General features: G+C 58.2%; 23 protein-coding genes. 14 read left to right on the forward strand and 9 right to left on the reverse strand.

Features of this window, described 5'->3' with window-relative positions:
• Positions 1-7 precede the first annotated feature (7 nt).
• From B9Z49_RS04855 to lplT, 11 genes are all read left to right on the forward strand, one after another.
• Positions 8-1,603: a choice-of-anchor I family protein gene (locus B9Z49_RS04855; RefSeq protein ID WP_158273423.1), complete on the forward strand. Its 1,596-nt coding sequence runs from the start codon at positions 8-10 to the stop codon at positions 1,601-1,603.
• A gap of 203 nt (positions 1,604-1,806) precedes the next feature.
• A complete protein-coding gene (locus tag B9Z49_RS04860) occupies positions 1,807-2,988 on the forward strand; it encodes a PQQ-dependent sugar dehydrogenase (RefSeq protein ID WP_233254507.1) in 1,182 nt (393 codons plus the stop codon).
• 216 nt (positions 2,989-3,204) lie between these two features.
• Positions 3,205-4,224, forward strand: a complete 1,020-nt coding sequence (pstS, locus tag B9Z49_RS04865) for a phosphate ABC transporter substrate-binding protein PstS (RefSeq protein WP_108352320.1) — start codon at positions 3,205-3,207, stop codon at positions 4,222-4,224.
• A gap of 96 nt (positions 4,225-4,320) precedes the next feature.
• Positions 4,321-5,298 carry a phosphate ABC transporter permease subunit PstC gene (pstC, locus tag B9Z49_RS04870; RefSeq protein WP_233254508.1) on the forward strand — a complete coding sequence of 326 codons (978 nt, stop codon included), beginning with the start codon at positions 4,321-4,323 and terminating at the stop codon, positions 5,296-5,298.
• A 13-nt stretch (positions 5,299-5,311) separates the two neighbouring features.
• The gene (gene pstA, locus B9Z49_RS04875; protein WP_369913470.1) at positions 5,312-6,160 is read left to right on the forward strand and encodes a phosphate ABC transporter permease PstA; all 849 of its coding nucleotides are present in this window, start codon (positions 5,312-5,314) and stop codon (positions 6,158-6,160) included.
• Positions 6,161-6,213: 53 nt separating this feature from the next.
• Positions 6,214-6,987 carry a phosphate ABC transporter ATP-binding protein PstB gene (gene pstB, locus B9Z49_RS04880; protein WP_108352323.1) on the forward strand — a complete coding sequence of 258 codons (774 nt, stop codon included), beginning with the start codon at positions 6,214-6,216 and terminating at the stop codon, positions 6,985-6,987.
• Positions 6,988-7,000: 13 nt separating this feature from the next.
• Positions 7,001-7,699 (forward strand): phosphate signaling complex protein PhoU, encoded by a 699-nt coding sequence (gene phoU / locus B9Z49_RS04885; RefSeq protein WP_108352324.1) that lies wholly within the window; start codon positions 7,001-7,003, stop codon positions 7,697-7,699.
• On the forward strand, positions 7,696-8,391 hold the full coding sequence (gene phoB, locus B9Z49_RS04890; protein WP_108352325.1) for a phosphate regulon transcriptional regulator PhoB: 696 nt from the start codon (positions 7,696-7,698) through the stop codon (positions 8,389-8,391). The genes phoU and phoB overlap by 4 nt, the downstream gene beginning before the upstream one ends.
• 13 nt (positions 8,392-8,404) lie before the next feature.
• Positions 8,405-9,730, forward strand: a complete 1,326-nt coding sequence (phoR, locus tag B9Z49_RS04895; protein WP_108352326.1) for a phosphate regulon sensor histidine kinase PhoR — start codon at positions 8,405-8,407, stop codon at positions 9,728-9,730.
• A 143-nt stretch (positions 9,731-9,873) separates the two neighbouring features.
• Positions 9,874-11,307, forward strand: a complete 1,434-nt coding sequence (locus tag B9Z49_RS04900) for a UDP-glucose/GDP-mannose dehydrogenase family protein (protein ID WP_108352526.1) — start codon at positions 9,874-9,876, stop codon at positions 11,305-11,307.
• A complete protein-coding gene (gene lplT, locus B9Z49_RS04905) occupies positions 11,300-12,553 on the forward strand; it encodes a lysophospholipid transporter LplT (protein ID WP_108352327.1) in 1,254 nt (417 codons plus the stop codon). The genes B9Z49_RS04900 and lplT overlap by 8 nt, the downstream gene beginning before the upstream one ends.
• Here the strand turns inward: lplT and B9Z49_RS04910 are convergent.
• Positions 12,539-13,744 (reverse strand): glycosyltransferase family 1 protein, encoded by a 1,206-nt coding sequence (locus B9Z49_RS04910; RefSeq protein ID WP_108352328.1) that lies wholly within the window; start codon positions 13,742-13,744, stop codon positions 12,539-12,541. The two genes, lplT and B9Z49_RS04910, sit on opposite strands and share 15 nt — an antisense overlap.
• A 107-nt stretch (positions 13,745-13,851) precedes the next feature.
• Here B9Z49_RS04910 and B9Z49_RS04915 point away from each other — a divergent pair, with 107 nt between their 5' ends.
• Positions 13,852-14,460, forward strand: a complete 609-nt coding sequence (locus B9Z49_RS04915; protein WP_108352329.1) for a hypothetical protein — start codon at positions 13,852-13,854, stop codon at positions 14,458-14,460.
• A 48-nt stretch (positions 14,461-14,508) separates the two neighbouring features.
• On the opposite strand, the gene B9Z49_RS04920 is transcribed toward B9Z49_RS04915, so the two are convergent.
• Complete coding sequence (locus B9Z49_RS04920) at positions 14,509-16,140, reverse strand: aminotransferase class III-fold pyridoxal phosphate-dependent enzyme (RefSeq protein ID WP_108352330.1); 1,632 nt, start codon at positions 16,138-16,140, stop codon at positions 14,509-14,511.
• 52 nt (positions 16,141-16,192) lie between these two features.
• On the opposite strand from B9Z49_RS04920, the gene asd reads away from it, so the two are divergent.
• Positions 16,193-17,071, forward strand: a complete 879-nt coding sequence (gene asd, locus B9Z49_RS04925) for an archaetidylserine decarboxylase (RefSeq protein ID WP_233254509.1) — start codon at positions 16,193-16,195, stop codon at positions 17,069-17,071.
• Between the two features lie 6 nt (positions 17,072-17,077).
• On the opposite strand, the gene B9Z49_RS04930 is transcribed toward asd, so the two are convergent.
• The 6 genes from B9Z49_RS04930 to B9Z49_RS22015 are packed head-to-tail and all read right to left on the reverse strand — an operon-like array spanning position 17,078 to position 23,684.
• A complete protein-coding gene (locus tag B9Z49_RS04930) occupies positions 17,078-17,743 on the reverse strand; it encodes a phosphatase PAP2 family protein (RefSeq protein ID WP_108352331.1) in 666 nt (221 codons plus the stop codon).
• A gap of 56 nt (positions 17,744-17,799) precedes the next feature.
• A complete protein-coding gene (locus tag B9Z49_RS04935) occupies positions 17,800-19,356 on the reverse strand; it encodes a glycosyltransferase family 39 protein (protein ID WP_108352332.1) in 1,557 nt (518 codons plus the stop codon).
• A complete protein-coding gene (locus tag B9Z49_RS04940; RefSeq protein WP_108352333.1) occupies positions 19,353-20,924 on the reverse strand; it encodes a glycosyltransferase family 39 protein in 1,572 nt (523 codons plus the stop codon). The genes B9Z49_RS04935 and B9Z49_RS04940 overlap by 4 nt, the downstream gene beginning before the upstream one ends.
• A complete protein-coding gene (locus B9Z49_RS04945; protein ID WP_108352334.1) occupies positions 20,911-21,912 on the reverse strand; it encodes a glycosyltransferase family 2 protein in 1,002 nt (333 codons plus the stop codon). Before B9Z49_RS04945 ends, B9Z49_RS04940 begins: the two co-directional genes overlap by 14 nt.
• 6 nt (positions 21,913-21,918) lie before the next feature.
• On the reverse strand, positions 21,919-22,869 hold the full coding sequence (locus B9Z49_RS04950; protein ID WP_158273424.1) for a lysylphosphatidylglycerol synthase domain-containing protein: 951 nt from the start codon (positions 22,867-22,869) through the stop codon (positions 21,919-21,921).
• Between the two features lie 8 nt (positions 22,870-22,877).
• On the reverse strand, positions 22,878-23,684 hold the full coding sequence (locus B9Z49_RS22015; protein WP_199224989.1) for a phosphatase PAP2 family protein: 807 nt from the start codon (positions 23,682-23,684) through the stop codon (positions 22,878-22,880).
• A 44-nt stretch (positions 23,685-23,728) separates the two neighbouring features.
• Here B9Z49_RS22015 and B9Z49_RS04960 point away from each other — a divergent pair, with 44 nt between their 5' ends.
• Positions 23,729-24,745, forward strand: a complete 1,017-nt coding sequence (locus tag B9Z49_RS04960) for an NAD-dependent epimerase/dehydratase family protein (RefSeq protein WP_108352336.1) — start codon at positions 23,729-23,731, stop codon at positions 24,743-24,745.
• A 15-nt stretch (positions 24,746-24,760) separates the two neighbouring features.
• Here the strand turns inward: B9Z49_RS04960 and ppk2 are convergent, their stop codons facing one another.
• Positions 24,761-25,669, reverse strand: coding sequence for a polyphosphate kinase 2 (gene ppk2 / locus B9Z49_RS04965; RefSeq protein WP_108352528.1), 909 nt, complete (start codon positions 25,667-25,669; stop codon positions 24,761-24,763).
• Positions 25,670-25,716 lie beyond the last annotated feature (47 nt).

A 25,716-nucleotide genomic window follows, 5' to 3' on the forward strand; every position in this document is an offset into this window, starting at 1 on the left:
AATGAACATGAATTTCAACTTGAAAAAAACCTTGGTTTACGGCGCATGCAGCTTGAGCCTGCTGGCCGCTTTGGTGGCTTGCGGCGGCTCTGATGCGCTGGAGCAGACGCCCGTCGCTTTGGGCCTGGTCAAATTGGGTGGCTTCACTCACCAAGGGGGTGAGGGCTCCGCTGAAATCACCGCTTATGACGCGGCCAGCAAAAAGCTGTTTGTGGTCAATGGGGCGCTGGCCAGCCTGGATGTGCTGGACTTGACCAACCCTGCGCAACCGACGTTGATCAAAACCGTCACCATGGCCAGTTTGTGGGCCGAAGCTGGCGCTGCCAACAGCGTGGCGATTCACCAAGGCATGGTGGCTTTGGCCGTGCAGGCTTCGGACAAAACCAAACCAGGCCGTTTGATCGTGTTGCGTGCCTCGGATTACGCCGTGTTGGGCACCGCTGTGGTGGGTGCATTGCCCGACATGGTGACGTTCACGCCGGATGGCAAAACCCTGTTGCTGGCCAATGAGGGTGAGCCCAATTCTTATGGCCTGCCTGACTCGGTTGATCCCGATGGCTCCATCAGCGTGGTGGACGTCAGTGGCCTGAGTTTGACCAGTTCCAATGTGGTGTTGACAGCCAAAACGGCCGACTTCAAAGCTTTCAATGACCAAAAAGACGCGCTCATTGCTTCGGGCGTGCGGATTTTTGGGCCAGGCGCCACGGTCGCGCAAGACATGGAGCCTGAGTACATCACGGTGTCAGCGGACGGCAAAACAGCCTATGTCACTTTGCAGGAGAACAATGCCCTGGCCATTGTCGACATTGCCTCTGCCAAGGTGACCGCCATCAAGGCTTTGGGTTACAAGGACCACAGCTTGGCAGGCAATGGCCTGGATGCCAGCGACAAAGACAGTGCCGTCAACATCAAGACCTGGCCTGTGCTGGGCATGTACTTGCCCGATGCGATCGCCAGTTACAGCGTGGCGGGGCAAACTTACTTGATCACCGCCAACGAAGGGGACGCGCGTGCCGATTGGCCCGGTTACAGCGAAGAGGCACGCGTCAAGGATCTGGCTTTGAGCCCGGCGTTGGCGGCTCTCAAATCCGATGCGCAGCTGGGCCGCCTGACGGTGACCAAGTCACAGGGTGCTGTCAATGGCGTTTACGAAAAACTCTATGCCTACGGTACACGCTCGTTCTCCATCTGGAATGCGCAGGGCCAACAGGTCTTTGATTCTGGTGATCAGTTGGAGCAGTTGACCAAAGACTTGCCCCAGGCCAAGTTCAATGCCAGCCACGCTGGCAACGCGCAAGACGACCGCAGTGACAACAAAGGCCCAGAGCCGGAAGGCGTGATCGTGGCCCAGTTTGGTCAGAAACATTACGCGTTCATTGGCCTGGAGCGTGTGGGCGGGGTCGTGGTCTATGACGTGAGCAACCCAGCTCGCCCTGTTTATGAGACTTACATCAACACCCGCAACGGTGCCACGGGCGACTTGGGTCCTGAGGGGATGCACTTTGTGCCGGCAGACAAGTCGCCCAACGGCAAGCCCTTGCTGGTGATTGGCAATGAAATCAGCGGGACGACCGCAATTTATCAGATCAATCTGAAATATTGATTTCAGCATCGAAGTGTTCAACTTCTTGATGGCGCGCTGATTCAGCGCGCCTTTTTTTTGAGGATCAAAAAGATCACAATACCAAGTACCCAACCAGCATGAATCACCATCAAAACCCATCGCATGGTGCAACTGAATGCTGTGTCGAAACTGTTGACTTGCACGCTATCCATTTACTTTTTTGACTTGATGGGGGCAGCACCATGCACCAGATACAAATTTCTCGGATGATCACCATGGCTTGTTTGGGGGGCTGTGCGGCCGCTGCCCTGGCCTCAACTCTCCCATCTGCTGCGCCGACGCAGTCCAAGGACGTGGTGCGCCAGACGCCCACCCCCGTGGCGTTTCAGGTGCAAACCCTGGTCAAGGGCTTGAGCCACCCCTGGTCGCTGGCCTGGTTGCCTGGTGGCGACATGCTGATCACTGAGCGCGAAGGGCGCTTGCGCCGGATCAGTCGCGACTTTCAGCTTGACCCACGCCCGATCGAGGGGTTGCCTGCCGACATCGTGGTGGACGGACAGGGGGGATTGTTTGACGTGGCTGTGCACCCCGATCATGTCCGAAATGGCTGGATTTACCTGGCGTATGCGCAGGCGCCCAAAGATGGTCCACCCGGCGCATCGGCCACGGCCTTGGTCAGGGCGCGCCTGCAGGGGCACCGGCTGGTGGATTTGCAAAACCTGTTTGCCATGCGGCCTGCCTCGCGGGGTGGGCGGCATTTTGGTGGGCGCATTGTGTTTGACCGCCTGGGACATGTATTTTTGACCCTGGGTGACCGGGGCGACGAAGAGCGCGCCCAAAAGCCGCGTGACCATGCTGGGTCGGTCATCCGATTGCTTGACGATGGCCGCGTGCCCACCAGCAACCCCTTTGTGCAGCAAGCCAAGCAGATGCCCGAGGTGTTTAGCCGGGGCAACCGCAACATCCAGGGCGCGGCGATTCACCCGCAAACGGGCGAGTTGTGGACGCACGAGCACGGACCTCAAGGTGGGGACGAGCTCAACATCATCCGCAGTGGACGCGATTACGGCTGGCCCACCATCACCTATGGCGTGAACTACGGCACAGGCACCCGCATAGGGGTGGGTACGCACCAGACAGGCATGGAGCAGCCCCTGCACGTTTGGGTGCCCTCGATTGCGCCCTCGGGGCTGGCCTTTTACGAGGGGAATGCCTTCCCGGCCTGGCGTGGCAGCCTGTTGCTGGGGGCTTTGCGGGGGCAAAGCCTGGTGCGCCTGGTGCTGGAAGGCGAGAAAGTGGTGGCCGAAGAGCGTTTGCTGACGCAGCAAGTGGGGCGCATCCGCGATGTGCGGGTCGGCCCAGACGGTCTGGTTTACCTCTTGAGCGATTCGCCGGACGGCGCTTTGTGGCGCTTGAAACCCTGACAGCAGACGAGGGGATCTGGAATTGGACGGTTTAAAGGGTTGAAACGCCGCGGACGTTACGCGCTTTTGGCAGTCGGCCCGAAGGAACGCCGCCATTTGCCACAAAAACCAAGGTTATTTGACACAAACTTGTCACAATTGAGGGCTACAGTGAAGGCAGTCAGCAGCAAGAGGTTGTTGGCAAGAATTTTCTTTGACCCTGCATCAGGAGCTGAAATGCTGAAATTTAAATCCCTCGTGGCCGCTGTTGGCATGGCCGTTGTGGCCGCCACTGCAATGGCTGCCGACATCACCGGCGCTGGCGCGACTTTCCCATTCCCCGTCTACGCCAAGTGGGCTGAAGCCTACAAAGCGGCCACCAACGTGGGCCTGAACTACCAGTCGATCGGTTCTTCCGGTGGTATTCGCCAGATCCGCGCCAAGACCGTGACTTTTGGTGCCACAGACGCCCCTTTGTCGGGTGCTGATTTGGACAAAGACGCCATGGTCCAGTTCCCCATGATCATTGGTGGCACCGTGCCTATCGTGAACTTGGACGGCTTCAAGCCAGGTGAGTTGCGCGTGACAGGTCCCATCTTGGCCGAAATTTTCTCCGGCAAGATCAGCAAGTGGAACGACCCCAAGTTCGTGGCTTTGAACCCTGGCAAGAACCTGCCCAACGACATCATCACCGTGGTGCACCGCGCTGACGGTTCGGGCACGACATTCAACTTTACCGACTACTTGAGCGCCGTGAGCAAAGAGTGGGCTGACGGTCCTGGCAAAAATGCCACCATCAAGTGGCCAGCAGCGACTTCGGTGGGTGGTAAGGGCAATGAAGGTGTGGCCGCCAACGTCAACCGCGTCAAAGGCTCGATCGGTTACGTGGAGTACGCCTACGTGAAGAAGAACAACATGACCTTCTTGCAAATGCAAAACGCCGAAGGCCGTTACGTCAGCCCCGATGACTTGACATTTGCGGCTGCTGCTGCCAGCGCCGACTGGTTCAGCGTTCCTGGCATGGGCGTGTCCATGGTGAACGCCAAAGGCGCCACCAGCTGGCCCATCAGCACCGCTTCTTTCATCGTCATGTACAAGAACCCAGCCGACAAAGCTGCTTCCAACGAAGCACTCAAGTTCTTCGACTGGTCCTTCAAAAACGGCAAGAAAATGGCCGCCGATCTGGACTACGTGGCCTTGCCTGACAGCCTGACCGAACAGATCCGTTCACGCGTCTGGTCACAAATCCAGAAGTAATTCTGGCGCTTTCGAACAGTGATCCGTCGGTTGACACAACGTTCAACCGACGGATTTTCTGTTGATTTTGATGGTCATTGTTGGATGGACTCCCGCATGCAAACTTCCCTTTCTACAGCACAAGACAGCAGCAAAATGCTGGCCGTGGCCAAGCGCCAAAGGTTTCAAGATGTTTTGTTTCACCGATCGACCCAGCTTTTCTCGTTGATTGTGCTGTGTGCCTTGGCTGGCATCATCGTGTCGTTGTTTGTCAATGCTTGGCCCACTTTTGCCAAGTTTGGTGTGCCTTTTCTCTGGTACTCAGAGTGGGACGTGAACAATGAGCAGTTTGGCGCGGCTTTTGCCATCGTGGGCACCTTGTCCAGCGCTGGCATTGCGCTGTTGATTGCCGTTCCCTTGGCTTTTGGTATTGCAGTCTTTTTGACCGAAACCTGCCCAGTGTGGTTGCGCCGCCCTTTGGGGACTGCCATCGAATTGTTGGCCGCCGTGCCCTCCATCATTTACGGCATGTTTGGCCTGTTTGTGTTTGCGCCTTTGTTTGCCGACTACATTCAAGTGCCCGTGCGCGACTTGATGAGCGGCATGCCTTTGATCGGTTTTTTGTTTGGCGGCGCCCCCAACGGCATGGGCATTTTGTCCGCTGGCATTGTTTTGGCGTTCATGGTCTTGCCCTTTGTGGCGGCCGTGATGCGCGACGTATTTGAAATCACCCCCCCCATCTTGCGCGAGTCGGCTTACGGCTTGGGTTGCACCACTTGGGAGGTCGTGCGCGGGATCGTGTTGCCTTACACCCAAAAAGGGGTGATCGGCGGCATCATGCTGGGTTTGGGCCGCGCCCTGGGCGAAACGATGGCGGTGACCTTCGTGATTGGCAATGCCAACCGCATGCCCACTTCGCTGTTCTCACCGGGCACGTCGATCGCATCGACCTTGGCCAACGAATTTGGCGAAGCGGCTGATTTCCACATGTCTTCGTTGTTTGCACTCGGCTTCTTGCTGTTTGTGATCACCTTTTTGGTCTTGGCCTTGGCCAAAATCATGATCAATCGGGCTGAAAAAGCCAAGGGGTTCTGAAATGGCTGTGAACATGGATAAAGGGCTTTACCGTCGCCGTCAAATCGCCAACTCTTTGGGCATGGCCACTTCTTTGGTGGCGATGGCTTTGGGTCTCACGGTTTTGCTGTGGATTTTGCTGGTGCTATTTTCCAACGGCTTTGCTGCCCTGGATTTGGATATGCTGACCAAAGATACACCGGCACCCGGCACGGATGGCGGGGGTTTGCGCAATGCGATTGTGGGCAGCCTGATGATGGTGGGTTTGTCGGTTTTGGTGGCGACACCTGTGGGTATTTTGGCGGGTATTTACTTGACCGAATACGGTGACCACAGCAAAACGGCAGAGCTGACACGCTTTGTGACCGACATCATGTTGTCGGCGCCATCGATTGTGATTGGCTTGTTTGTTTATGCGATCGCCGTGGCCACTTTTGGGCGCTTTTCGGGTTATGCCGGCAGCATGGCTTTGTCCTTGATCGCTGTGCCTGTGGTCATGCGAACTACGGAAAACATGTTGCGCTTGGTGCCTGGAAGCTTGCGCGAGGCTGCCTTTGCCTTGGGCGCACCACGCTGGAAAGTGTCGTTGTCGGTGACTTTGCGTGCAGCCAAAAGCGGTGTGATCACGGGCCTGCTGTTGGCCATTGCCCGCATCAGTGGAGAAACGGCGCCCTTGTTGTTCACCGCCTTGAACAACCAGTTTTTCAGCACTGACATGAGCAAGCCCATGGCCAACTTGCCTGTGGTGATTTACCAGTTCGCCATGAGTCCTTACGACAATTGGATCCGCTTGGCTTGGGGCGGTGCTTTGCTGGTCACTTTGGCCGTGTTGGTACTCAACATCCTGGCCCGTGTATTTTTCAGGGAAAAAACATCTGTTTGATGCAGATTTGAAATCCCAATCCCAAAAAATTTTTCGTATTCACAGGAATCCACATGCCTGACAAGACACCGACCTCCAACGCCATCGAAGTGCGTAATCTGGACTTTTATTACGGCAAATTCAAAGGCCTGAAAAACGTCAACCTCAACATCGCAGAAAACCGCGTGACTGCCTTCATTGGTCCATCCGGTTGCGGCAAGTCCACCTTGTTGCGCACGCTCAACCGCATGTACAGCCTCTACCCCGGCCAGCGTGCAGAGGGTCAGATCAACTTTTATGGCCAAAACATCCTGGACAAAGGCCAAGACCTGAACTTGCTGCGTGCGCAAATTGGCATGGTGTTCCAAAAGCCCACGCCGTTCCCCATGTCCATTTACGACAACATCGCCTTTGGTGTGCGTTTGTACGAGAACCTGAGCCGCTCTGACATGGACGAGCGCGTGGAGTCGGCCCTGACCAAAGCGGCCATCTGGAACGAAGTCAAGGACAAACTGGGTCAAAGCGGCCTGTCGCTCTCCGGTGGTCAGCAGCAGCGCCTGTGCATTGCCCGCACGGTGGCCGTGAAGCCCAAGGTCATTTTGTTGGACGAGCCCACCTCGGCCCTCGATCCGATTTCGACTGCCAAGGTCGAAGAGTTGGTGAGCGAGTTGAAAAAGGAATACACCGTGGCCATCGTGACGCACAACATGCAGCAAGCTGCGCGTGTGTCTGATTTCACGGCTTACATGTATTTGGGCGAACTGGTGGAGTTTGGTCAGACCGAACAAATCTTCATGAAGCCAGCCAAGCAGGAAACCGAAGACTACATCACCGGCCGTTTCGGCTGAACAGGAGCACACCATGGACAAGCACATTTCAAGTCAATTCGATGCCGAACTCACCGGCGTTTCTTCCCGTGTTCTGGAGCTGGGTGGTCTGGTTGAATCGCAAACTCGCCACGCGGTGTACGCGCTGGCCCAGTTCAGTTCCGAAGTGGCCGACCAAGTGGTGGCCACAGAAAGACAGGTCAACGCGCTGGAAGTGGAGATTGATGCCGAGTTGGCATCGATCATTGCGCGCCGACAGCCCACAGCACGCGATTTGCGCTTGCTGATGGCCATCTCCAAAATCACCGGTAACCTGGAGCGTGCAGGCGATGAAGCCGAGCGCATCGCGCGCATGGTCAAGCAGATCCTGGCGCAGGGCAGCCCTCGCAATTTGCCATCGTCTGAGTTGCGGGTAGCGGCAGATCTGGCGACCGCCTTGCTGCGCAAAGCACTCGATGCCTTTGCCCGCCTGGATGTGAACACCGCGCTGGTCATTTTGAAAGAAGACGATTTGATCGACGCCGAGTTCAACGGTTTTGTGCGCAAACTGATCACTTACATGATGGAAGACCCTCGCACGATTTCGGCCAGCCTGGACCTGCTGTTTGTGGCCAAGGCCATTGAACGCATTGGCGACCATGCCAAGAACATCGCCGAGTTTGTCATCTACGTGGTCAAGGGTGCCGATGTGCGTCACACCGCGTTGACCGACATCGAAAAAGCGGTTCTATGAGAACCATCCCACGAATTCTGATTGTCGAGGACGAGCCTGCCATCGCTGAGTTGATTGCGGTGAATTTGCGGCACAACGGCTTTCAGCCGGTGTGGGCCATCGACGCTGAAACCGCTCAGCGCGAGCTCGATGAGATCTTGCCCGACGCCATCTTGCTGGACTGGATGCTGCCGGGCGAGAGTGGCTTGACCCTGGCGCGCAAATGGCGTGCCTCCGCACGCACCAAGGCTGTGCCTATCCTGATGCTGACCGCGCGGGGTGACGAGGCCGACCGGGTGGCGGGGCTGGATGCGGGCGCTGACGATTACATCGTCAAACCGTTTTCACCGCGTGAGCTGCTGGCCCGCATCCGTGCGGTGTTGCGCCGCCGCGTACCCGAGGCTTCGGGAGGCGTCGTCAAAATGGGTGACTTGCAACTCGATGCCGACACGCACCGCGTCAACTTGGCCGATAAACCCCTCAAGGTGGGGCCCACCGAATTCAAGCTGTTGCACTACCTGATGCGTCACCCCGAGCGGGTGCACAGCCGGGGGGGCTTGCTCGACAAAGTGTGGGGCGACCACGTTTACATCGAAGAGCGCACGGTGGATGTGCACGTCAAACGCCTGCGCGAGTCGCTGGGCGAGGCGGGTCACATGATCGAAACCGTGCGCGGTGCGGGTTACCGTTTCACCGCCAATCCCACCGTTTGATGCCAGGTTCCTGATGTTGTTTTCGCTTCTCGAAATGCTCTTTTTTGCGGGCTTGGCGGGAATACCTGGCTGGTTTTTGGGCGGCACCCTAGGGGCTGTTTTCGGGGCCTTGTTGGCTTTGGTCATTCACGGCGTCATGCTGCAGTGGAAGCTGGACCGGCTCGAGCAATGGCTGAGTACGCCGGTTTTGCGCCAAGACCCACCTTGGCAGGGTGTTTGGCGCGAGATCGCTGAGCGCGTGCAGCGCTTGCTGCGCCAGCAGCAAAGGCTGGCCGCCGTGCACCAAAAACAGTTGCAGGATTTTTTGCAGGCCATTCAGGCTTCGCCCAATGGCGTGATTTTGCTCGACGATGAAGCCCGCATCGAATGGTGCAATGACACCGCTGCGGCGCATCTGGGGCTGGATGCACAAAGAGACCGTCTGCAGCACATCGTGCACCTGGTGCGAGATCCGGTGTTTGCGCGGTATTTTGCGCAAGACAACCACGCTTCAGAGGTGGTCATTGAGGGCCGCTCCAGTTCGGCCTTGAGCCTGCAGAAACTGTCGGTGCAGTTGCATGCCTACGGTGAGGGACGTTCGCTGCTCTTGACGCGTGACATCACGGCCGTTGCGCAGGCCGATGCCATGCGCCGTGATTTTGTGGCCAATGTGTCGCATGAAATCCGCACGCCTTTGACGGTGCTCAGCGGCTTTGTGGAGACGTTGCAGTCCATCCCGTTGGGGGAAGACGAAACCCAGCACTACCTGCAACTCATGTCGGCGCAATCGGACCGTATCCAGTCCTTGGTGGTGGATTTGTTGATGCTGTCGCAACTGGAAGGCAGCCAATTGCCCAGCACCCAGGAAAAGGTTTCTTTAGCGGCTTTGATGCTGCAAGTGACCACAGAAGGGCAGGCCTTCTCGGAATGGATGGCAAACAAAGGCGAGGGGCCTGTGCACCAATTGGAATTTGCACCGGTGCCCGATGTGTATTTGCTGGGTGCGCGTTCGGAGCTGTTGAGCGCGGTCTCCAATTTGGTCAGCAATGCGATCCGCTACACCCCTTTGGGAGGACGCATCCAGACCCATTGGTCCAGCACGGCAGAGGGCTTGGTGTTCTCCGTCCATGACACCGGGCCAGGCATTGCGGCCGAGCATTTGCCGCGTTTGGCCGAGCGTTTTTACCGGGTGGACCGCAGCCGTTCCAGAGAAACCGGTGGCACGGGCTTGGGCCTGGCCATCACCAAGCACGTCATGCAACGGCACGGCGGTGAGTTGCGCATTGACAGCGTGGTGGGCCAGGGCTCTACATTCAAGCTGGTGTTTCCGCAAAGTCGAGTGGTCGTCGACTTGGGCTGAGCCTCGGGGCGATGGGCGTTCAAAACACCCGGTTTTTGAATTCACCCGAAAGACACGCCAGCGTTGTCGTGATTTCTTCATGGAAATGACACGCTGGATTCACAGATGAGGTGGAACATGCAATGCAAACTTGGAGGTTTGCCATGCGTGTCACAGTCATCGGTTCGGGTTATGTCGGTTTGGTCACAGGCGCATGCTTGTCGGACCTGGGTTTCAAAGTGGTGTGCTTGGACAAGGATGAAGAAAAAATCCGTGCCCTGCAAGAAGGCGACGTGCCGATTTACGAGCCGGGCCTCAAAGAACTGCTCACGCGCAATCGGGCCGATGGACGCATTCGCTTCACCAGCGATGCCTGTGAGGCGATCGAGCATGGCGACATCCTGTTCATTGCCGTGGGCACGCCCCCAGCCGAAGATGGTTCGGCCGACTTGGGGCACGTCTTGGCTGTGGCTGCCACCATTGGTCGAAACCTGAAGGGTTTCAAGTTGGTGGTCAATAAATCCACGGTGCCCGTGGGGACGGCCGACAAAGTGCGTGCTGCGATTTCGCATGAGTTGGTGCACAGGGGCATGTCGCCAGATTTGTTTGATGTCGTCTCTAATCCGGAATTCCTCAAAGAAGGCGCCGCCATTGACGATTTCATGCGTCCGGACCGCATTGTGGTGGGCGTGGATGAGGGCCTGCACCATGCCCGTAGCCGCCGCATGATGGGTGATTTGTATGCCAGTTTCAACCGTCACCATGCCCGCACCGTGTGGATGGATGTGCGCAGTGCCGAGTTGACCAAATACGCGGCCAATGCCATGTTGGCCGCTCGCATTTCGTTCATGAATGAAATGGCCAACCTGGCCGATGTGCTGGGGGCCGATGTGGACCACATTCGCCGGGGCATTGGGGCTGACAGTCGCATTGGCCACAGCTTTTTGTACGCGGGTTGTGGCTATGGGGGCAGTTGCTTTCCAAAGGACACGCAGGCTTTGGTCAACACCGCGAAGTCTCATGGGCACAGCATGGCGGTGGTCAGTGCCACGGAGCTGGTCAATGAGCGACAAAAAACAATTTTGGTGGACCGCTTGACGCAGCGCATGGGGCCCGATTTGGCGGGTCGGAAAATTGCAGTTTGGGGCCTGGCCTTCAAGCCCAACACGGATGACATGCGCGAGGCTCCCAGCCGCGTGGTGATTCGTCAATTGTTGTTGCGTGGTGCACAGGTCAGTGCCTTTGACCCTGTGGCAGGCCCTCATGCCCTACAGGCTTTGCGTTCCGATTTGAGTCAAGAGCCGCATCTGCTGGAGCGCTTTGAATTGGCGACTTCAGACATGCAGGCCTTGGAGGGCGCGGACGCCTTGATGGTGTTGACCGAGTGGAAAAATTTCCACAACCCGGATTTCGAGGCCATGAAGGCCCTGATGCGTAAACCCTTCATTTTGGATGGCAGAAACCTGTACAACCCGGACGCCCTGAGTGAACTGGGTGTGGCCTACCAAGGTGTGGGCAGGCGCAATGATTTGGCGCAACTGATGGATTTCGGCCTTCCAACCGAAGCGCCCACCGCTGCTGAACTCATGAATGCCTAAGGGCTTTGCTTTTTTGATCCTGGCCCAGTTTTTCAGTGGGCTGGCAGACAACGCCTTTTTGTTGCTGGGCATATATTTTTTGCAGGAGCAAGGCTATCCGGCATGGTGGGCCCCCCTGCTGAAAATGGTCTTCACTTTGTCTTATGTGGTGTTGGCCAGCGTGGTGGGGCCTGTGGCCGATGCCTTTCAAAAACGCCACGTCATGATGGCGATGAATTTACTCAAGTTGGTGTCGGTCGTCTTGTTGTGGACTGGCTTCAGCCCTCTGGTGGCCTTCGCACTGACCGGCTTTGCAGCCTCTGTGTATGCCCCCGCGAAATATGGTTTGCTCACTGAAACCGTGCCTTCGGCCAGTCTGGTCAAAGCCAATGCCTTTCTGGAGGTGTCGGTGGTGTTGTCCGTGTTGTGGGGTGTGGTGTTGGGTGGGTGGCTGATGGGCTCTGGGTCTTGGGGGGGGGGTGGGCCCCAAAATGTCTTGGCTTGGGCCACAACCGATTGGCTGGTTGAAACCCAAATCGGTTTTGGTTTGGGCGTGATCTGCCTGTTGTATGTGATTTCTGCAGTTCTCAACAGTGGGATGTATGCCTTGCGCTCGCCCAGGCAATCGGCGTGGTCTTGGGCGGATATGCGTTGGGCGGCTTTTTGGGCCAACAATTTGAAGCTGTGGCGAGACCCCTTGGGGGGCGTTTCTTTGCGGGTCACGACTCTCAGCTGGGGTGTGGGTGCTGTGCTGCAGTTCTTGGTCCTGGTGTGGGCGCAGACGCAGGCCGGCTTGACTTTGCAGGCCGGGGCGTATTTGCAGGGTCTGGTGGCATTGGGAGTGATTGGTGGCGCCGTCATGGCGGCGCTCACCTGCCGCATCTTTCGCGCCCGAAGGCAGAGGGTCTGGGCCGTGGTGTTGGCTTGCTTGATGCCTGCTTTGGCCCTGACACAGAGCTTGTGGCTGGCTGTGCCCATGATGCTGGCGGCAGGCTGGGCGGGTGGCATGTTGTTGGTGCCCATGAATGCCTTGTTGCAACACCGGGGCCTCAAAATCATGCCGCCTGGGCGTTCGATTGCCGTGCAGGGCTTCAACGAAAACCTGAGTGTGTTGGTGATGCTGGGCTTGTACAGTCTGCTGCTGGCCTGGGATTGGCCTCTGTTGGCCATGATGCTGTGCTTGTCACTGCCCTTGTGGCTGGCCGTTTTGCCTTGGCGCCGCAGGTCGGTCAAGCGGGGTGCAACGCGGGGTTCATCGCTCAGCTAGCGCACCCGTCAGGACCCTTCGGAACATGTTTTCCACTTCGGTGGCGATGCTGGACCATTCCCATTTTCGAATGCTGGCCGCTGCGTTCAGTTGAACCTCGTGCAAGGTCGAGGCTTTTTGAGTGATGGCCAAGGCGCGCAATACAAAACGTTGCGCATCTTCCCCCGGAACGAGCCAACCATTGTGTCCGTCGTCAATGACTTCTTTGGCGGCGGCGCAGTCAAACGCCAGGACTGGGGTGCCGCTGGCCAGGGCTTCCAAGGTCACATTGCCAAAGGTTTCGGTGAGGCTGGGGAACATGAACAGATCGGCACTGGCGTAGGCCACGGCCAATTGGGCTTGGGTGGCCATGCCCATGAAGATGGCGTCTGGGCACTCGGCTTGGAGTTTGGCGCGGTAGGGACCATCGCCGCAAAAAACAAGTTTCACCGGTCGGTTGTTCTGTTTCATAGCCTGGTAGGTTTTGACCGTCAAATCCAGATTTTTTTCTGCCGCCAAGCGCCCCACCGACAAGATGACCAGGGTCTGGTCATCAGCGTGCCATTGGTCGCGCAAGCTGCTGCTGCGTTTGTCGGGTGTGAACAGCTTTGTATCCACGCCGCGGGCCACCACCTGGAGGTTGTGAAAGCCCAAAATCTTGAGCTGGTCGTGCATGGCTTGGGTCGGCACCATGGTGCACAAGGTGCGGTTGTGAAATTTCCGCAAATAAGCCACGATGGGTTTTTGCAGCCATCCGACGCCATAGTGTTTGCTGTAGCTTTGAAAATTGGTTCTGAAGTCGGAGGTGACGGGCAAGCGCAAGACCCGGGCCGCTTGCAGGGCCGACCAGCCCAGCGGCCCCTCGGTGGCGATGTGCACCAAGTCGGGCCTTTGCAGACTCCAGGCTTGGACCAGTGACTTTTTACTGGGGAACCCCAGCTTGAGCTGGGGGTAGCGTGGGATGGGCATGCCCTTGAGCAGCAGTTCACTCCAGCCCTCCCGATGGCTTTCGGTTTCATGGCGGTCTTGCCGGGGGCGCAGGAGCTGGATCGTGTGTTGGCGTTGGCTCAGCTCTTGGATCAGGCGCGAAAGCGTCAGAGCAACGCCATTGACTTCGGGGGGCCAGGTTTCGGTCACCACCGCAATGCGCAGTGGGGCATTGGCGGGCACAAAGTTTTCGACACAGTAAATAGCATTGTCTTGTTCTTGCATGTCCCTATGGTGAACGCAGGTTTTAACAGTTTGATGACAAAAGCCTTGTCACTGATTTTTCACACAAATTGATGATGATCTTCATACATTCAACAAGAGGGGTTTCTGTGAAAGATTTTTTGAAAGCTTTGGAAGTGCAGCGTTGGGACGATCACCGTTATTACCACCACTGCCGCATCAACCAGTCCCTGCACTTGCTCAGTGCCATGGCTTTTGTCGTGGCTTACGGCATGCTGTGGATTGATCCGGCCATGGCCGCGTTGCTGGCCTGGATGGTTTCCATGACCTCCAGACAAGCCGGTCACTTCTTCTTTGAACCCTTGGGCTATGACCACGTCAATGAAGCCACCAACGACTTCAAGGAAGAGATCAAGGTGGGCTACAACTTGCGCCGCAAGGTGGTGTTGTTGAGTGTCTGGGCCCTGTTGCCTTTGGCCATCTACATGAATCCTGGCTTCATGGGCTTGCTGCCGGTGCATGACACCTGGTTTGAGTTTTTGCGGGCGGTGGGTTTTGCATGGTTGTACTTGGGCGCGGCGGCTTTGCTGTTTCGCACGGTGCATTTGTTTTTCCTGTACGACGTGCAAACTGGACTGGTCTGGATGACCAAGATCATCACCGATCCCTTCCACGACATTTACCTGTACCACAGAGCGCCTTGGCAGTTGTTGCGGGGCGAGCGCTTCGCCGACAGCACGCTGCACACCGGCCGCTGAGCATTCAAATACCCGGTTCACTGTGTATCAGTGAACCGGGGCTTGGCTTCAGCGAAACAGTGTTTCCTTGAGGATGCTGCGGCGGATGGATTTGTTGGTGATCTCAGGGGCATGCCACCACCAGCCATCGCGCTGCATGTCTTGACAAGCCAGTACAAACTTTTGAAGCACCGCTTCAAAGTCGGCATCGCTGTAGTTGAGGCTGAAGATCAAACGACCTGTCCCCACCCAACTGAGCGCCAATCCATGCAGCCTGAGGTAGTACTGCAGCATCCAGTTGTAACGGCTGGGCTGGGTGTAAAAGAGTGTCCAGACGCTCGACATGTTGGCCGCTTGCAAGGGCAAGCCATGCGTTTGCATGGTGCTGTTGAACAGCGCAGCACGGGCATTCCAGCGCTCGTCCAAGCCTTCGTAAATGGCCTTGATTTCGGGGGTTTCCAGTTGTTCCAGAAAGACCGACATCGCACCCATGACCGCAGGGTGTGCGTTGAAGGTGCCACGGGCAAAGCAAATATCGGCTGGGCGTTTTTCATTGAATCGGCGCATCCATTCGCGCTTGCCGCACACCACACCGACGGGAAATCCACCGCCCAGGGTCTTGCCATAAGTGACCATGTCAGCCTGCACGCCAAAGTAGGCTTGCGCGCCCCCGGCGGCCAATCGGAAGCCCAAGAAAACCTCGTCAAATATCAAAGCAATGCACTTTTCTGTGCAGACCTGTCGCAAGGCCTTGAGCCAAGCGGTGTAAGCCTCGCGGTCATAAGCGGCGCGCCGGCTGCTGTCCACCAGGGTCGAGTCGCCGGGCGCGTTCACGTTGGTGTGCAGCGCCTGCAGGGGGTTGATCAGCACGCAAGCGATGTCCTTGCGGGTGCGCAAGACTTGCAAGCTGCGCTCGTTCATGTCGCTCAGGGTGTAGGTTTCGCGCGGTGGCATCGGGTTGCCCGGGCCGGGCTGCACGTCCTCCCACCAGCCGTGGTAGGCCCCGCAAAAACGCACGATGTTTTTGCGACGCGTGTGGTAGCGGGCCAGGCGCACGGCTTGCATCACGGCTTCGGTGCCCGACATGTGAAACGACACCTCGTCCAGGCCGGAAATGGTCTTGAGGCGCTCGGCGTTGTCGGCCACCACCGGGTGGTAAGAACCCAGCACTGGGCCCAACGCTTGGGTGCGGGCCATGCCCTCAGCCATGGTGCGTTTGTAAAAGTCAGCGCCAAACACGTTCACGCCATAAGAGCCTGTCAGATCGTAAAAAACCTGACCGTCCAGATCGGTGACGTGCACGCCATGGGCCGATTGCAAGAACGAGCCGACCTTCAGGTGCTCGCGCACCACCGGGCTGAACTGGAAGGGCACGCGGTAGGCCGCGATGAATTGCATGTCCGAGATGTTCTCGCGTGCCGCCGCAGTGGCCTCGATGCTCAGGCGATGGCGCGTTTGCAGCGTGTGGCCCAAGGCAAAAAAGGCCGCGCGGCGTTGCGCCTGAATGTCTGCGGGTGCGCCGTCGCAGCCGAAAAATTCAGCCTCATCGAAGCCGTAACCAGGCAACCAGCGCGCCAGCCGTTTGGCCATGCGCGAGTGCCCGGCCAGCGAGCGGTGCTTGGCACGCGAAAGTTGTATGCGCCGATGCAGGCTTGGGGCCAATGCGGCCAGTACGCCCAAACTGATCCAAGTGGGGTTCACAGCAGTTTCCTTGTGTCAATGAAATTTCTTTTTATTCAAATTGAGTGACAACATGATGAAGATTCGTCGACTTTTTCAAAACTGGATGCTGCAAGAAGACCTGAATTTCTTGCTCACCAACCGCATCCCGCGCATCACCCTGACCCGGTTCATGGGCTGGTGGAGCCAGATCCGACACCCTTGGGTGGTCAAGTTGTCCATGTCGGTTTGGCGCTTGTTCAGTGACCTGGACTTGAGTGACGCCAAGCACACGCAATTTGACAGCTTGCATGCGTGCTTCACGCGTGAACTCAAGCCCGGGGCTCGGGTGGTCAACCCGGACCCTGCGCTCATGACCTCGCCATGCGATGCCATCGTGGGGGCCTGCGGCACGATCACGCAGGGCCAGGTGTTTCAGGCCAAAGGTTTCCCTTATCAGTTGGAAACTTTGCTGGGCACATCCACGCACTGCCAGCATTGGACAGCTGCGCTGGAAGGGGGCACTTACATCACCTTGCGCCTGACCAGCAGCATGTACCACCGTTTCCATGCGCCGCACGATGTGCAGCTTCAGCATGTGACTTACATCTCGGGCGACACCTGGAATGTGAACCCCGTGGCCCTTGCGCGCGTACAGGAGCTGTTTTGCAAAAATGAACGGGCGGTCTTGCACATGCAAACACAAGAGGGCGTGCCGTTCTTGATCGTGCCCGTGGCGGCGGTATTGGTGGCCAGCATGCGTTTTCATGCGGTCGATGTGTTGCTCAACCTGCGCTACAAAGGCCCGAACGAAATGCCCTGTGATGCGGCCTACGTCAAAGGCCAGGAAATGGGCTGGTTCGAGCACGGCTCCACCATTTTGGTGTTTGTGCCCAAAGGCTTTGCCTTGGCGCCAGGCATCTTGCTTGGGCAGCGCATCCAAATGGGGCAAGCCTTGCTCAGCAAACTCTGAGACGTTCTATCGGTGGCGTGCTGGCGCAATTAGAGTGACGAAATTTCTTGTGCGTTTCAGCTGGTGAAGACGCCAATGGAGCCAAACTTGGCGGATCAACAAATTGGTGCCCCAAATGGCCACCAAGGAAAAAACCACATCGCTCAGGAAGTGCCCTCCCTGCATGATCCGTCCTAGACCAATCAAGGTGCCGGCCAGTGTCCCGAGAATCCACCAACGCCTGCGTGCTGCGGGCGCTGACCACAGTCCCAAGGTCATGATGCAAAAGCCGATGGCGGCGTGGCCACTGACGAACGAGCAGTTGCGCTGGCACAGGTGACTGCTGTGCAGTGCAGGAATGAAAGGGGCATCCCCACCCATGCTGATGGTGTGGGCAGGGCGGGGACGACCGACTTGATTTTTCAGCCCCTCATGGACCAGTAAGCCCACGCCAAGCACAACCACCAAGAGCCAAGCCAGAGATTTTCGCCAGACGCCCCTGAGAACACGTATGGGTTGGATCCAGCGAGCCGCAATCACGACCAAGGCGCACAGCGTTATGGCCATGCCAATGCGGGGTGCCCAGACGTAAGTGGCATGGACCCACACCCAATCGCCAGCAGGGAAGGTACCTCTTTCTTCATAGAACTGTTGGGCCACCCAGAGGTCTAATTCGGGCCAGAGCAGGACCATTAAGCATGAGGCCAGCAACAGGGCTGTCCATGCGAGCCAAGAGCGATAACGGGGTTTCAATGGGGATCCAGTTTCCAAAGGAAAACAGTTCTGCCCGCCTCGGTGTGCCGATAAAGCAGATGCCGGTGAGGGAAAAACTCAAGCCAGGGGTGGCCCCAAGGTTCTTCCTCGTTGGAGATCATCAGCACTGAGGCCCCGGCATTCTGGGGGTGCTTGGGGTCGTAGGGGTTGACCATTTCGTAGTGGTGCGCAGGGGACACGGCGGGTGTCCACGCTTGGACGCGGCGGTTCTGGTCTCGCCATGCGTAGGCAGCATGCGCGATGAGCGCACGGTCCGAGGAGACGATCTGCAAGGTCGGAAAGTTGGCTATGTAGGGGTTCATGGCGAGCAAGGCGCTGTCCCAGCCCTTGGCCCTTGACCACAGGTCCCAGCGCGGACCCGTGCTGCCAGGCATCAGATGCTGCCGCCAGTCACCGGCCAGAGAGATGGTGGCACCCACCAAGGTGCCCGCAATCCACACAAGCCAAGGCCCGGACCATGTCAAAGCCGGGCGTCTGACGCGCCAAAAGGCCATCATCATGGCCAGTGCAAGCAAAGCCGGTGCAGGCCAGTTCATTTGGGATTTCCCCCAAAGAGACTGGAGCAAGCCCGCCAGCCATATCGGCCACGCCCAAGACCAGCTCCAATCCATTAAGGACAGGCGACCTGCAGGTCCGCGTGTCGTCATGGGTGGTGCCAGGCTTTTGCGCCAGTACAGGATTAGCCAGAGCAGGGCAACCACGAGCACGACGGGCCCGATGAGCAAACCTTGGCTGAGGATGTAAAAAAAGGCCGAGGTCCAAGACGATGCAGCTTCGGCGCCCTGGCCTGAACCCAGCAGTTCGGTGGTGTGCCTGAGGGTGGGCCAAGCATTGCGGTGGTTCCAGGCCAAATGAGGGCTCAATACAACGGCGCAAACCATGAAGGCCAGCAACAAGCCCCGCCAGATCAAGTGCTGGCGCAGATGCCATGCCAGCCACAAAAGGCTGGCGCCAGCGGCCATGGCGGTGTACTTGGACAGGATGGCCAAGGCCAGGAACAGGCCCACAAGGACCCAAGCTGCCATCTGCTCCGGCGTTTGTTGCGCGCGCCAGAAGGACCACATGACCAGGGACCAGAAAAAAAGAAGGGGGCCATCGGTCGTGCTCACCTGCCCCAGCAGCGCAAAGGCCAGCATGGCGCTGCACAGCGCGGCGGCCCAGGCACCCGCGATCAAGCGTGTGTGTAGGTCCAAATAGGTGCTATCGCGCAGCATATTCCGCGTCAACCGCCAGATCACCAAAGGGGTCAGCGTCCAGACGAAAACGACCAGCCAGCGCACGCCGGTCAGGCTGTCGCCGCCGATCCATGTGGACAGCCGCATGAGTGAGGGCAAAACTGGGGGCTTGGAAAAATAGCCCCAAGCCAGATCGCGTGACCAGTCCCAGTATTGGGCTTCATCGACAAAAAGTCCGGCCCCGCTCCACCACGAGGCTGTAAGCCTCCAGAACCCGGACCCGGCCACCAAAGCGGCCACAAAGAGGAAAATGCTGCGCCGCTGGGCTGCCCCCCATCTGGATGTGGATGTGTTCATGGCCGGGTAGCCGTTTCAGGTTGGAACAAAACCATGCCCTTGTCCTTGGCCCACACCCGAGCACCGGGCTGGACTTGAGATTCAGGGGCCAAGTACAAGCTTGCTGGATTGCCTTTGGGGAGCAGGGCTTGTTGACGGTAAAAGGCGAAAGATGGCCAGTTGCCTCCGATTTGCCCCACTGTGGATGGCCAATTTCTCGCTTCCAGTCCCAAGGCTTTGATGGGCCCCTGCAGGGTGTTGGCCCACCAAGGCCAGACGACCAAGGCCAAGACCGTGCCGTGGATCAAGGCCATGGCAGACAGGGTGTCTGCTAAGCCCAAGCGGGGCAAGCGGGCGCGACAGATCAGCAGGGTCAGCGCCAGCAGGCCCCAGAGGGTGGCAATGGAGCCCAGCGGCAAAGGGTCCAGGCCATGCTGGAAAATAGACTTAAGCGCCTGCGGGACCTGCTCAGGAAAAGTCATCCAAAACCAAGGCAGCCCCACCAACAGGGCCTGCCAGGCCAGCAACGTCACTGCGCACAGCCCGGCATGCCAAGATCGCATGCGACCTAAAGCGGCCGTCAGCAACAGCACGACCCCGGGTGCGGCATAGATGCCGTAGTGAGGCAGCTTGGTGCCGGAAAAACTGAAAAATACCAGCACAAAAACAGTCCAGATCAAGGCTTGTCGGGTCAGCGCATGGCCCCAGATCGCTTGCCAGCGGCCCCACCAGGCCAGCAACAGCGGCGTCCAGGGCATCCACAAAATGGGTGCCACGATCACGAAGTAGAGCCAATGGCCGCCATGCCCTTCCATCGGGGCGGTGAAACGCTCGACGTTGTGCTTCAAAATGAAGCCTTGCACGAAATTCTCGCCGTGACGCCAAACGGCGTAGGCGTACCACGGCAAGGCAATCGCCAGCATGCAAAGCCAGGCGCGCACATCGAGCAGCGCTTTGCGGCAAACAGCCCATTGACCAGAGACAAGGCAGTGGATGATCAGGCTGGCCGCTGGGATCAAGAGCGCGACGGGCCCTTTGACCAGCAGCCCCGCCCCCACCCACAAGGCCAGCCGACGCAATGCCTTCATGTCTTCGGTTGGCAGGTAGCGCCACAGGTCGATGGCGCTGAGCATCAGGAGCATGCCCAGCACCGCATCCGCCGTGGCCGCGTGCGCCATGGCCCAGCTGCCAAAACTGGTGACGTGGATGATGGCTGCCCAAGCGCCAGTCCGAACACCCCATTGGCCAGTGACGAATCTCCACAGGGCCAGTGCGCTCAACCAGGTGGCCAAAGCCGAGGGCAGTCGCATGGCCAGCTCGGTCGGCCCCAACAGGACCCCACTGAGGGCTTGCAGCCAATAGACACCAATCGGTTTGTCAAAGCGGTCCAAACCATTGAGCGTGGTGTGGCCCCAATCACCTGACGACAACAGGCCCCGGGTTGCTTCGGAGAAAGCCCCTTCGTCGACATCGAACAAAGGGGGCTGGCCCAGCCCCATCAGCAGGAACACCAGCAAACCCAAGGCCAAAGGGATGGCCCAGATGGGTGGCTTGGCAGTCAAGCTTGGCGTGGAATCAAGGTGTGGCATGCCATCCTGCGTCGTCGTCCAAGGTGGTCAAATCCCGGGTGTGGTAAGCCAGCGACTGCCCCCCGTCAAAATAAGTGCGCATCAACATTTCCGACAACACCCCCGTGGTGATGAATTGCAGACCAGAGACGATGCAGAAAAAACCCACAAACATCAGGGGCCGGGTGCCGATGTCTTCACCCATCCATTTGATGGCTGCCAGGTAAGCCAGGATCAGCGTGCCGACGGCACTGACCAACAAACCCAGTCCGCCAAAGAAGTGTCCTGGGCGTGTGCCAAAGTTCAAAAAGAAATGGATCGACAGCAAGTCGACCAGGACCCGGATGGTTCTGGAGATGCCGTATTTGGATTGGCCCTTGGTTCGAGGGCGGTGGCTGACTGCCAACTCGGCCATGCGATCAGGGGAGGTGACGGTGGCCATCCAGGCGGGGATGAAGCGGTGCATCTCGCCATAAAGACGAATCTTGCGCAACACGCCGGTGCGAAAGGCTTTCAAGCTACAGCCCAGGTCTTGGAATTCCAGCCCGCTGACGCGCCTGATGAGGCGATTGGCCAGTCTGGAGGGAATTTTGCGCAACAGCAGTCCATCCTGACGGTTTTGACGCCAGCCGGCGACCAAGTCCAAGTCTTCGCACAGCAATTTAGCGACCAACTGGGGGATGTCTTGGGGGTCATTTTGCAAATCCCCATCCATGGTGACGATCACATCGCCTCGGGCCATGTCGATGCCCGCCTGCATCGCAGCGGTCTGACGAAAATTGCGCAGCAAACGGATGATTCGAATGTGTGGACCCACTTGCTGGGCACGCTGGCGCAGACGTTTCCAGGTCTCATCCGTGCTGCCGTCGTCGACCACCAAAAGCTCCCACGGGTGCGGGTAAGACATCAGGGCCGATTGGACCGCATCGATCAGGTCGTGGGCCAGTTCCTCCTCGTTGAACATCGGGACCACCACAGAAAGACGGTGAGAGGGAGTTTGAAGCAACATAAACAGTCAGTTTTGAATCGGATCGACTCGGTTTTTCTCATTCGGTGCTCGCCAGAAGGCGGGCCCGTCCACAGCCGCCATCAGCAAGGCCAGCAACAACGAAATGCCCAGGCAAAACAGGTGAACCAGCAAAGCCGCCATGCCCAACAACGGGGCCTGCTCAAGCGGCAGGCCGGAAAACAGCCAGACTCCTGTTTCGTAAGTACCCAAGCTGGCGGGGCCTTGAATCGGCAGCAAGGCCGCGATTTCGCCGCCCAAAGCCGCGGACACGCTCGCTTGCATGCCCAAGCTGATCGATTCCTGCAAGATGACTTGCAACAAAAGAGCGACTACCGCGATCTTCAGCAACCAGTTGCCCAGGCTCAGCAGCCAACCTGTGGGGCGGTCTCGGCCGTGCCATAAAAGTCCAAACCACTCCACGCGGCCGCGGCAGGCGAGCACGAGCTTTTCCAAATACTGGCGAGAAGCCAGCAGGGCAATGAGCACAGGTGCAGCGATCAAGGCAGCCGCGACTGGGGGGGCGAACGGCCAAAATAACAGGGCCAGGAAACCGAGCACCACAGCGTCTTGGAACCTCAACCACAGCAGACTGCGCAGCGACTCTGGCCAGCTGGCGTCAAAGACTTTTCGCACCAGCAGCGGATAGCCCAATTCGCCCGATCGCAGCGGCATCAGCAAGGCCGCCGAGTTGTGCAGTAACACCACATGCAAAGCGGTTCGCAGGCTGATGTGTCGCTTCCATTGCCACTCTTGGCGCAGCCTGATGGCGCGCAAAATAAAGGTGCATGCCCAGGTAGCCGTTGCGGCTGCCCAAACCCACATGGGCACTGCGCGCCACCATTGGGCCAAATCGGGCCGGTCAAGTTTTTGCCAGGCCCAAACAAACAACCAAAGTGCCAGCGCCAAGCCTAAGAGCATGGCCATGAATTTCAGGAGCAGGGGTGAAGTTTTGAACACGTGTGGCCTCAGGCTCGGGCACGCGGCCATAAGGTGAGTACACCCAACAGCACGCCGGCTGAAATCGCCCCGCGAGCCAAGGCCATACCGAAGCCTTCCACGGGCGGAATCCACACCAAGTACAGGACAAGGGCTTGTAACGCGACGAGCCCAAAGCGCGTCCACAGCGCGTCGGGGTTTAACACCCAGGGTTGCAATTTTTCCCAATGGTGGGCCAAGATCACCATAAGCCCGCCCAGACCGAAACCCGTGACCACATCGGCCGGCCAATGCGCTCCGACCGACACCCGCGAGAGCGCCACCAAGGCGCACAGGACGAGCCCCACCCACAGAAGCCGAGGCCGATCAAAACGAATGAATAAAAACAACAGCGCTGCGGCAGAGCCCGCGGCCATCGCATGGCCAGAAGGCATGGAGTGGCCCAACAGGGGAGGATGACCAATCACTTGCAGCCACTGGGCGTCGATCAAATTCAAGGGGCGCGGGAAGTTGAGCGTGTGCTTAAGCACCATCGAAACCGGGATCCCCAAGAGCCAGGTTTTCAAGACCAAGGCCAGCTTGCCACTGTCTCGGGCAAAGAGGATCAACATCAATAACAAACATTGACCTGCGTCACCCCACTGGGTCACAAACAGCCAAAATTGCTCGGGCAGCCAAGTCTTTTGGTGTCCCTGGATGAGCCACTCTTGGTTGAGGGACGAATGGTGCAGCCCAACACCACAAGCGATGCAAATCAGTGCAGTCAGCCAAGCGGTCTGGGTCACCGACGGTGAATAAACTGCCAGTGAGTCGGGGTTTTCTCGAACTACTGTCATATTTGCATTTCAAAATCCTGTGAAAACAATCAAAACATATTTTTATGACAGTTCCATGGATGGTCACGGGTGCGGCCGGCTTCATTGGCTCAAGGCTGGCCTTGCATCTGGCCCAAAGGGGCCACATCGTGCACGCCTGCGATTGGGCTGACGACTCTGGGTGCACCCCTTTGGATCCTGACCCTAACAGCACGGCTTCACGGCTGCGTGCGGCCCGCATGGCTACAGTGCGACAAGCTCCAGGCGTTCAGTGGCAACGGCTCGACGTGGCGCATCCCAGCCAGCTGCTGGATTGGATGGGCAGTGTTCGCCCCGAGCGGGTCATCCATTTGGCCGCTCAGGCCGGTGTTCGGCACTCCATGCAGGCGCCACAGGATTTTGTGGCGTCCAATCTGGTTGGATTTGCCAACGTTCTTTTGGCCTGTCACCAGCACCAAGTTGCCCGTTTGCTGTATGCCAGCTCGTCGAGTGTTTACGGGATGCGATCGGAGGCACCCTTTGAGGAGGCCGACAGGACCGACCGGCCCCAGTCTTTTTATGCAGCCACCAAACAGGCCAATGAAGCCATGGCGTTTTCCTTTCATGCCCAATACGGCCTGAAGAGCTTGGGCATGAGATTTTTCACGGTCTACGGACCTTGGGGGCGGCCTGACATGGCGCCCTATCTGTTTGCACAAGCCATTCGGCGACAACAGCCAGTGACGCTGTTTGCCGGTGGGGAACTGATGCGCGACTTCACCTATGTCGACGACACCGTCGCGGCAGTGACCGCCTTGGCCCAGCACGAGGCCCGGTGGCAGGGTGCGGCCGTGGTGAATGTGGGCCATCAGCGGCCGATTCGCGTGATCGATTTTGTCCAAGTGCTGTCCGATCTTTTGCAGACCAGCCCCCTCATTGAACACGCGCCCATGCAAACTGCAGATGTTGCCTTGACCTGTGCCAGCGAGTCACGCCTTTTGAGCTGGTTGGATGCCTGGCCTGACACCCCCCTGCAAGAGGGGCTTGGACAGTTCGTGCAGTGGTTGGAGGGCTGGGATCCGCTGGGCAATCGTCAGGCCTGAGCCTGATTCAGCAGCTCAGTATTTTTCCGGAACAATCATTTCAGCCGGCACCGGGTGGCGGATGTAGTCGGGGTTGCGTACACGCCCGGGCAGGTCCACTTGCGGGTGCTCGACCTCGTGGTAGGGGACTTGGCTGAGCAAGTGGTCAATGCAGTTGAGTCGCGCTTTTTTCTTGTCCACCGCTTGCACCACCCACCAAGGGGCTTCGGGAATGTGGGTGCGCTCGATCATGGTTTCTTTGGCGCGGGTGTAGTCTTCCCAGCGGCGGCGGCTTTCCAAGTCCATGGGGCTGAGTTTCCACTGCTTGAGCGGGTCGTGGATGCGGCCCAAAAAGCGGGCATGTTGCTCATCGTCGGTGATGGAGAACCAGTACTTGACCAGCTGAATGCCGCTGCGCACCAGCATTTTTTCGAACTCAGGCACTGAGCGAAAGAACTCTTCGTATTCCTCGTCGTTGCAAAAGCCCATGACTTTTTCGACGCCCGCGCGGTTGTACCAGCTGCGGTCAAACAGCACGATTTCGCCCGCGGCTGGAAGGTGCGAGATGTAGCGCTGAAAGTACCACTGGGTTTTCTCGCGGTCGTTGGGCGCGGGCAGGGCGGCCACGCGACACACACGGGGGTTCAGGCGCTGCGTGATGCGTTTGATCACGCCGCCTTTGCCGGCTGCGTCACGGCCCTCAAAAAGGATGACCATGCGGTGACCGGTTTTGACCACCCAGTCTTGCAGCATCACCAACTCAGACTGCAGACGCAGCAGCTCCCTGAAGTAACGAATGCGTTCGCCCGTTTGGGCATCGTTGGCGGCGGCGTCAGTGCCCCAGCGGTCGTCGAGCTCCAGCTCAAGCTCTTCATCCATGCTGTCCAGCAGGTCTTCGCGCAGCTGGCGCATTTGGGCTTCATCGATGGCGTTGGGGGTTGTCATGGTGTGAGGCGTCATCAAAAAATCAAGTGTCGTTGTTTTGTGTGAAT

The sequence above is a fragment of the Limnohabitans sp. 2KL-51 genome, assembly GCF_003063645.1.
Lineage (GTDB): Bacteria > Pseudomonadota > Gammaproteobacteria > Burkholderiales > Burkholderiaceae_C > Limnohabitans_A.

Bases quoted from the DNA above. Each gene is read 5' to 3' on its own strand.
- B9Z49_RS04855 (WP_158273423.1), top strand. From the start codon at position 8: ATGAATTTCAACTTGAAAAAAACCTTGGTTTACGGCGCATGCAGCTTG.
- B9Z49_RS04860 (WP_233254507.1), top strand. From the start codon at position 1,807: ATGCACCAGATACAAATTTCTCGGATGATCACCATGGCTTGTTTGGGG.
- pstS (WP_108352320.1), top strand. From the start codon at position 3,205: ATGCTGAAATTTAAATCCCTCGTGGCCGCTGTTGGCATGGCCGTTGTG.
- pstC (WP_233254508.1), top strand. From the start codon at position 4,321: ATGCAAACTTCCCTTTCTACAGCACAAGACAGCAGCAAAATGCTGGCC.
- pstA (WP_369913470.1), top strand. From the start codon at position 5,312: ATGGATAAAGGGCTTTACCGTCGCCGTCAAATCGCCAACTCTTTGGGC.
- pstB (WP_108352323.1), top strand. From the start codon at position 6,214: ATGCCTGACAAGACACCGACCTCCAACGCCATCGAAGTGCGTAATCTG.
- phoU (WP_108352324.1), top strand. From the start codon at position 7,001: ATGGACAAGCACATTTCAAGTCAATTCGATGCCGAACTCACCGGCGTT.
- phoB (WP_108352325.1), top strand. From the start codon at position 7,696: ATGAGAACCATCCCACGAATTCTGATTGTCGAGGACGAGCCTGCCATC.
- phoR (WP_108352326.1), top strand. From the start codon at position 8,405: ATGTTGTTTTCGCTTCTCGAAATGCTCTTTTTTGCGGGCTTGGCGGGA.
- B9Z49_RS04900 (WP_108352526.1), top strand. From the start codon at position 9,874: ATGCGTGTCACAGTCATCGGTTCGGGTTATGTCGGTTTGGTCACAGGC.
- lplT (WP_108352327.1), top strand. From the start codon at position 11,300: ATGCCTAAGGGCTTTGCTTTTTTGATCCTGGCCCAGTTTTTCAGTGGG.
- B9Z49_RS04910 (WP_108352328.1), bottom strand. From the start codon at position 13,744: ATGCAAGAACAAGACAATGCTATTTACTGTGTCGAAAACTTTGTGCCC.
- asd (WP_233254509.1), top strand. From the start codon at position 16,193: ATGATGAAGATTCGTCGACTTTTTCAAAACTGGATGCTGCAAGAAGAC.
- B9Z49_RS04930 (WP_108352331.1), bottom strand. From the start codon at position 17,743: ATGGTCCTGCTCTGGCCCGAATTAGACCTCTGGGTGGCCCAACAGTTC.
- B9Z49_RS04935 (WP_108352332.1), bottom strand. From the start codon at position 19,356: ATGAACACATCCACATCCAGATGGGGGGCAGCCCAGCGGCGCAGCATT.
- B9Z49_RS04940 (WP_108352333.1), bottom strand. From the start codon at position 20,924: ATGCCACACCTTGATTCCACGCCAAGCTTGACTGCCAAGCCACCCATC.
- B9Z49_RS04945 (WP_108352334.1), bottom strand. From the start codon at position 21,912: ATGTTGCTTCAAACTCCCTCTCACCGTCTTTCTGTGGTGGTCCCGATG.
- B9Z49_RS22015 (WP_199224989.1), bottom strand. From the start codon at position 23,684: ATGACAGTAGTTCGAGAAAACCCCGACTCACTGGCAGTTTATTCACCG.
- B9Z49_RS04960 (WP_108352336.1), top strand. From the start codon at position 23,729: ATGACAGTTCCATGGATGGTCACGGGTGCGGCCGGCTTCATTGGCTCA.
- ppk2 (WP_108352528.1), bottom strand. From the start codon at position 25,669: ATGACAACCCCCAACGCCATCGATGAAGCCCAAATGCGCCAGCTGCGC.